The 6000-nt window shown below is 70.3% G+C and carries 4 protein-coding genes and 3 pseudogenes; 4 read left to right on the top strand and 3 right to left on the bottom strand.

Annotated elements, in window-relative coordinates; translation table 11 throughout:
* Positions 1-426: 426 nt before the first annotated feature.
* Positions 427-1173, bottom strand: a pseudogene (locus EFK10_RS05600) (IS701 family transposase); the annotation flags it as partial.
* A 199-nt stretch (positions 1174-1372) separates the two neighbouring features.
* On the opposite strand from EFK10_RS05600, the gene EFK10_RS05595 reads away from it, so the two are divergent.
* Together EFK10_RS05595 and EFK10_RS51885 are read left to right on the top strand one after the other, a co-directional pair.
* Positions 1373-2179, top strand: a complete 807-nt coding sequence (locus EFK10_RS05595; RefSeq protein WP_127354649.1) for a class I SAM-dependent methyltransferase — start codon at positions 1373-1375, stop codon at positions 2177-2179.
* A 693-nt stretch (positions 2180-2872) separates the two neighbouring features.
* Positions 2873-2998 carry a hypothetical protein gene (locus EFK10_RS51885; RefSeq protein WP_265737473.1) on the top strand — a complete coding sequence of 42 codons (126 nt, stop codon included), beginning with the start codon at positions 2873-2875 and terminating at the stop codon, positions 2996-2998.
* Positions 2999-3162: 164 nt separating this feature from the next.
* Here EFK10_RS51885 and EFK10_RS05590 read toward each other — a convergent pair.
* Positions 3163-3330 (bottom strand): annotated as a pseudogene (locus EFK10_RS05590) (response regulator transcription factor); the annotation flags it as partial.
* 27 nt (positions 3331-3357) lie between these two features.
* Here EFK10_RS05590 and EFK10_RS05585 point away from each other — a divergent pair.
* On the top strand, positions 3358-3720 hold the full coding sequence (locus tag EFK10_RS05585) for a hypothetical protein (RefSeq protein WP_127354646.1): 363 nt from the start codon (positions 3358-3360) through the stop codon (positions 3718-3720).
* Positions 3721-4738: 1018 nt separating this feature from the next.
* The gene (locus EFK10_RS05580) at positions 4739-5044 is read left to right on the top strand and encodes a hypothetical protein (protein WP_206305314.1); all 306 of its coding nucleotides are present in this window, start codon (positions 4739-4741) and stop codon (positions 5042-5044) included.
* A 324-nt stretch (positions 5045-5368) separates the two neighbouring features.
* Here EFK10_RS05580 and EFK10_RS53760 read toward each other — a convergent pair.
* Positions 5369-5491 (bottom strand): annotated as a pseudogene (locus tag EFK10_RS53760) (site-specific integrase); the annotation flags it as partial.
* Positions 5492-6000 lie beyond the last annotated feature (509 nt).

Here is a 6000-nt window from a genome sequence, read left to right as displayed (position 1 = left end):
GACGACTGCTGTGCCATGGAGACGCTCCTTGGTAAATCGGATGAATTACTCGAAGTCATCACATGTCACTGAAGTCACACTCGCCACCCGAAGCAGAGGCGCATACCGCCGATCAGGCGGTGCCGAACCGGCCGCCTGCAGCGGCTGTCGCCGACGAACCGGCCGCCGTCGGCGGTAACCCTTGCGAGGCAGGTTGAGCCCAAGGTGGTTTCGAACGAGTCACTGAGCCTGACGCCCACCCCGTCGAGGCCCGCAGTGCCCGAAGGCACCCTTGACCGGCCCGCACGGACCGAACACTCCGCGAGCGGGCGCCCCAGTACTCCCACCTTCTCTACGCACGCTGCGACTCCCCACATGGTTGAGCAGCAGAGCAAGTGAGGCGACGAGTAGTCCTGGCCGCGTTCACGGATCGTCATCAGGACCGTCAGCGACCCGAGACCTGGAAGGTCGCCCATTTGCACCGGCCCGGTGCCGAGCCCTTCGCGCTCGGCTCGGTGTGGACCACGTCGGACCGCCTGGTCCGCGAGGCCGCCGCCGCGCCGGCGAGACCATCGCCATCGACGCCGACCCCACCCAGCTGGAACAGGTCCTGGGCGCCACCGCCGAGCCCGGCGGGGTCGCGCTGCTCGACACCGTGCTGCGCACAATCCCCACCACGTAATGCATGCCGCGGGCCTGCACACCGTGCTGGAAGGCCGCCGCGTCGCCGTAGCCGGCGTCCGCGACGGCCACTGGCACCTCGATCCCCCACGAGCGGGTCTCGTCCAGCATGTCCAGGGCCAGCTGCCACTTCTCCACATGCCCAACGTCGTCGGGGATCTGGCAGGCGGCACGACGGGCGACCTGGTCCGGATCCGCCTTCGGCGAGGCCGGATCCCAGGCCTCGGGCTGGAACAGCCGCCAGTTGACCGCGGCCGAGGCGTGGTCGGCGGCCAGGTGCAAGGACACGCCGACCTGGCAGTTGGTGACCTTGCCCGCGGCGCCGGTGTACTGCTGCGCCACACACGCCGAGGCCTTGCCGTCCTTGAGGAACCCGGTGTCGTCGAAGATCAGCACGGTCGGCCGGACGGCGGTTTCCATCGTCCAGGCCAGCCGGGCCCGCACATGGGACGGGTCCCAAGGGCTGGTGGTCACGAAGTGGGCCAGGGCCTGGCGGTTCCCGTCCTCCCCGAGCGGGTTCGTGACTTCTCAACGCCTTGGTGGAGGGAACCCGCTGGTAGTAGGGCTGCCCTTGTCCAGAGAGGCACGCGGGTTGGTGGCCGTCGGCCGTGCCTGCTTCTGGCCGTTCCATGTCCATGAGAGTGCGGTGCGTTAGGGTCCTGGCGGTTGCGCGTTGATCTTCAGCGCGGTTTGGGAGGGGTGGCTGGTGGCGGTGACGGGCTTCGATGAGAGCGAGCGGCTGATCTGGGCGGGACGGGCTGCCGCGTATGCCGGAAGCTTCGCCAAGCTGTGCGCCTATCCGGTGTCGCAGTTGCTGGACGCCGCCGAGGTAGGCCCGGGTGTGCGGGTGCTGGATGTGGGGACCGGGCCCGGGACGGTCGCCCTTGCCGCGCGTTCCCGGGGGGCGACGGTGGCGGCAGTGGACGCGGAGCCAAGCATGGTTGAACTGGCCAGGCAGGCGGAGCCTGCGGCTGATATCCGTGTCGCTGCCCTGCCGGAGCTTCCTTTTGATGACGGCGAGTTCGATGCTGTCGTTGCGAACTTCGTGTTGAACCACGTGGGACAGCCCAAGACCGCGCTGGCCGAGTTGCGCCGCGTCGTGCGGCCCAACGGACGTATATCGCTGACGATTTGGACGGTCCCTCCTGCGGCGGGGCAGGCCCTACTCGGCCGCGCCATTCAGGCCGCAGGTGCGGTGCGGCCGCTCCACCTTCCGCCACTCCCGTCTGAAGAGGACTTCCCCCGAGATGAGAGCGGGCTAACGGATCTGCTTGGGGCGGCGGGACTGCGGGACGCGGGCTGCGAGACGCTCCTGTGGGACCACCGTGCCAGTGCCGAGGAATGGTGGAGCGGTCCTGCGGCCGGTGTGGCGTTCACCGGACAGCTCGTGCAGAGCCAGGCGCCTGAGACCCGCGCTGAGATCAAACGCCATTTCGACTTGTTCAGCTTGGAGTTCGCCGATTCCGACGGCGTGCTGACACTTCCGCACGCGGCCTTGCTGGCACGCGCTCGTCGCTGACGTGATCACTTTCGACCGCTAGGCGGCCGGCCGTTGTCATCCGCCTCGCCGGGGCCGTGCGCATCGCCGTCCTCCGGTTGCCCGGTGCGCAACGTCAGACGGCGGCGACTTCCTGAATCCCGCACAGTCACGCAAGTTACCGGCTCAACTCGCAGAATCTGCCACTTGCTCGGAGAACTCCACACGCACGAGTGACAGCCAGCGGGAAGGCTCTCACCTCCTCACTTGCGCCGTTCCCCTCATCGCGAACGGCTCAGGAACACGCTGGAACTCCATTTGGGAAGCTGCCGTCGTCGTACAGATTGACGTCGACCAGGCCCTTGTCCCTGGCCGGCCATCACGCGCCCCAGGAACCCGGGAGCTGGTGCGAGCGGCGCGGGTAGCGGGGCCCGGGGCGGGTGGGGCGCGGCCGGCCGATCCTGCGGCGCGGCCGGAGCGTGAGCACGGAAGGTCCTCCAGGGGTCAGTGACGAGCGGACAGTGCTGCGCCCCGCCGGCGGAGAGTCCGTCGACGGGGCGCGGGGTGAGGCGGGCGGCCGGGCGGCCTGTCCGGTCCTCGGCAGCCGCGGGGGCGGCCGAGGACCGGGCAGGGCGACGGGTCAGCGCTGGAGCGGGTGAACGTTGTCGGGGGGTGTCGTCGGCGGGCCGGGCGGGGATGTGGATTTGCGGCTGGACCTGGTGACCGGCGTTGTGGATGTGGGTGAACACGGTCGGGCGCAGGCTCAGCCCGCGCTGGGCGAACGCGGAGGCGAGGGTCCAGGCGAGGACGGCGATGCTGGTGGCGATCGTACGGCCGTCGGCGGGGGCGGCGTACTGGTGAGGAGTCAGTATTCCAACCGTGCGCTATTCATCTCCGACGCGCGCGTCCGACTTCGAGCATGGGCGGGCAGACGGGGTGGGAGGCGATAGGGGCGAAGCGCCGCAGGATTCTGATGCGGGGGGCGACACGACCTTTCCGACTTCGCGATGGGCCCAGCGACGTGCTCAGCGAGGCGGCTTGACCAGCCCCACCTCATAGGCGGTGATCACGAGCTGAACCCGGTCCCGGGCGCCCAGTTTGGTGAACAGCCGTGACACGTGCGACTTGGCGGTGGCCACCGTGATGAAGAGATCCTCCGCGATCTCGCTGTTCGACCGGCCACGTCCTCCCAGGCCATCTTGAACGGTCGGCACGCAGGGGTGCCGATCACCCATCCCGGGGTGTTCCGGGCGCTGGCGGCATCCGCGCTGCTGGCCCCGGTCTGCGCAATGGTCGGCCTGGGGCTCGGCGTCCTGATCCGGCACAGCGCCGCGACCATGGTCACCAGCGTCTTCACGCTGCTGATGCTGCCCACGATCTTCTCGCAGAGCAAGCGCTGGTCTGCCGACGTTAACCACGCGATGGTCGTCACCGCCTGGAAGCGCCTGGTCCAGGACTGGCAGCCGGATCCCGGATCCCTCGGCTACACCGCCACGGTCGCCGGCTCCCGGATCGTGTACGCAGTTTGGCCGCTCGTCGCGGTCGTCCTCGCGGTGGTCGTCGTGCGGCGCCGCGACGTGTGAACCCGCGGCATGTGGATCTCCGCGCGGACCGCCACCTCAGGGGCGGGGGGTGCCTGGTTGTCGGCGTGGACGAAGGCGACCGGAGAGAAACGCAGGCCGCGCAGCGCCAGGCTGGACAGGGCTGCCAGGCCAGGACGGCGATGCCAGCGGCATCCTGGCGGCCGGGTGCGGGCGTGTTTGACCACACCATGGCGATGCTGGCCGCGCCCCAGGCTGTCCAGGTGAGGCGGGCGCCGGTGCTGCGGCAGAACCCGCCGACCAGGCCGAACAGACCGACCAGCTGCCAGACGGTGTAGACGGTGGAGCCGCTGATCGCGAGCGAGGCGGAGTGGGTCGCGATGTAGGAGCGCACCGGGCTGTCGATGACGCCCCGCACGCCGCCCGTGGTGTCGACGCCGACCTTCACGGTCGGGGCTGCGGTCAGCAGGCGGTCCAGCGTGTCGCCGACGATGCTGGAGGCGGCGGTCACCAGGATGATGGCGGCGCAGATCCCGGCGAGACCCAGCGCCGTCTTGATCCAGTTCGCCATGGCGTGCCAGCCGAGTTCGGGGGCGAGCCGAAGCTCCTCCCACCGCTCGTACAGAACGCCTCCGTCGGTCCAGGCGGCGGTCCACCACTGGCGCAGGTCAGCGAAACGGGACTCCTTGTCGAACTGGGCGTCCAGCGGCGGAACCTGCGCGGTCTGGTCGGTGTGCGGCATCTGGTGCTTGTTGTCGTCAGGCACGGTCGGGAAGCTCCTTCGTATGTCGTCGGTGAGGGGAGCGGCGTGCGTGTCGCGGCCGGGACACGTGTGGTGGCTGTTGCGGCTCCCTGCCCGCCCCGGGCCCGTTGCGGGCGCGGGAGGGGACAGGCAGACGTCAGCGTCAGCTCTGGCCGGGAGGAAGGTGGCTGGCGGTCCTGCCGAACCAGCGGGTGTCGGTGTGCACTTGCGTGTGCTGCACGTAGGTCGGCCCGGTGTGCTGGTGGACCGTGGTCTGCGGCAGAGCGGAGGCCCCGTCGCCGCCGGCGCGCGCTGGCGATGCTGGCCCGCACGCCGGAGGCCGAGGCGGAGGCGGAGGCGAAGCGGGCGTACGACACCGAGAAGGGCCGCCGTCACCACCGCTGGTACCCGGACGGTCCGATCGCGGTCGCCGCGGCGACCAAGGCTGCCGAGCAGGCCCGGGAGCGCACCGCGCAGCATCTGCTGGCCACGCGGCTGGAGCAGCTGCGCGAGCTGACCGGCGGACGCGCCAATGCGGCCGCCCCCGCACCGTGGGCGGACCGCCTGGCCACCCTCGCCGCCCGCCCGATCAGCGACGATCTTGCCGGAGCGGTGATCACGTGACCACGGAAGCGGAGCCGAGCGGAGCCGACCTGGCCCGCCAGGCGCTGTTCGCGGCCCGCGAGGCGGCGAAGAAGAACGGCGGCGGCCAGACGGAGAAGCCCCGGCGCCGCACCCGTGAGGCCCGGCGCGACGGCCGTGACCCGCTCGGTCTCGGCGAGGCAATCACAGCGATGATGACCGAATGGGCCTGGGCCGCACCGGTCGGCGGCGGCGACGTTCTTGCCCAGTTCGAGAGCATCGTCGCCGCGGCCGTGCCCGAACTCGCCGGTCACGTCCAGGCGGTGAAGTTCGACGCGGACACCGGGCAGCTCGACGTCGTCCACCGGACCGGTACAGGTTGCGCGGCTCGACTGGGTTGCCGGTTCGGGTGGCGAACACGTGAGTGATCTCCCGTTTTTCGCCCAAACGATCACGCATGGCCGCCTGCCGCATCCGGTGCCAGCGGAGCCCGCCGTCGCCGAGGACTTCGCCACCCTCGCCTGGGGCACACCCGACCACGAGCTGATGGACCGGCTGCACAGCCGCGTCGGCCTGCTCCCCGCACGCGGCGCCTGCCCGCCACCCCGACGGTGCCTCCCGCCTGGCCGCCACCGCCCTCCATGCCTTCGCCGACGACGTCCACTGCCACCTGCGCGGCGGCCCCTGCGCCGCCGCCAACGAACCGGCCACTGTCACCGTCCCCGACCTGCCCGGCCTCGAACAGGAGGGATGGCGATGAGCACCTACCTGCTCGGCATCGACCGCATCGCCTGCCAGGGGCATCAACCTGGACGAATGGGGATACCCCGTCATCCCCGACCACACCATCCCTACACCCCTGCTCACTCACGCCAAACGCGCCGTCGCAAGATGCCCGGTCCCGTCCCTGCGCCTGGAACGAACCCGCTCCTGACCAAACGGACACCGCCCGCCATCGACGTCTGAACCAGTTCTTAGGACCACTGTCGACAGACTGC

Source organism: Streptomyces soli (assembly GCF_003999195.1).
GTDB classification, from domain to species: Bacteria; Actinomycetota; Actinomycetes; order Streptomycetales; family Streptomycetaceae; genus Actinacidiphila; species Actinacidiphila soli.
Note: the sequence above shows the minus strand (reverse complement) of the source record. Positions and strands in the feature narration are given on the sequence as shown.

Excerpts from the sequence above, each read along its gene's own strand:
- EFK10_RS51885 (WP_265737473.1), top strand. The coding sequence starts at position 2,873 with ATGTGGGTGAACACGGTCGGGCGCAGGCTCAGCCCGCGCTGGGCGAAC.
- EFK10_RS05580 (WP_206305314.1), top strand. The coding sequence starts at position 4,739 with ATGCTGGCCCGCACGCCGGAGGCCGAGGCGGAGGCGGAGGCGAAGCGG.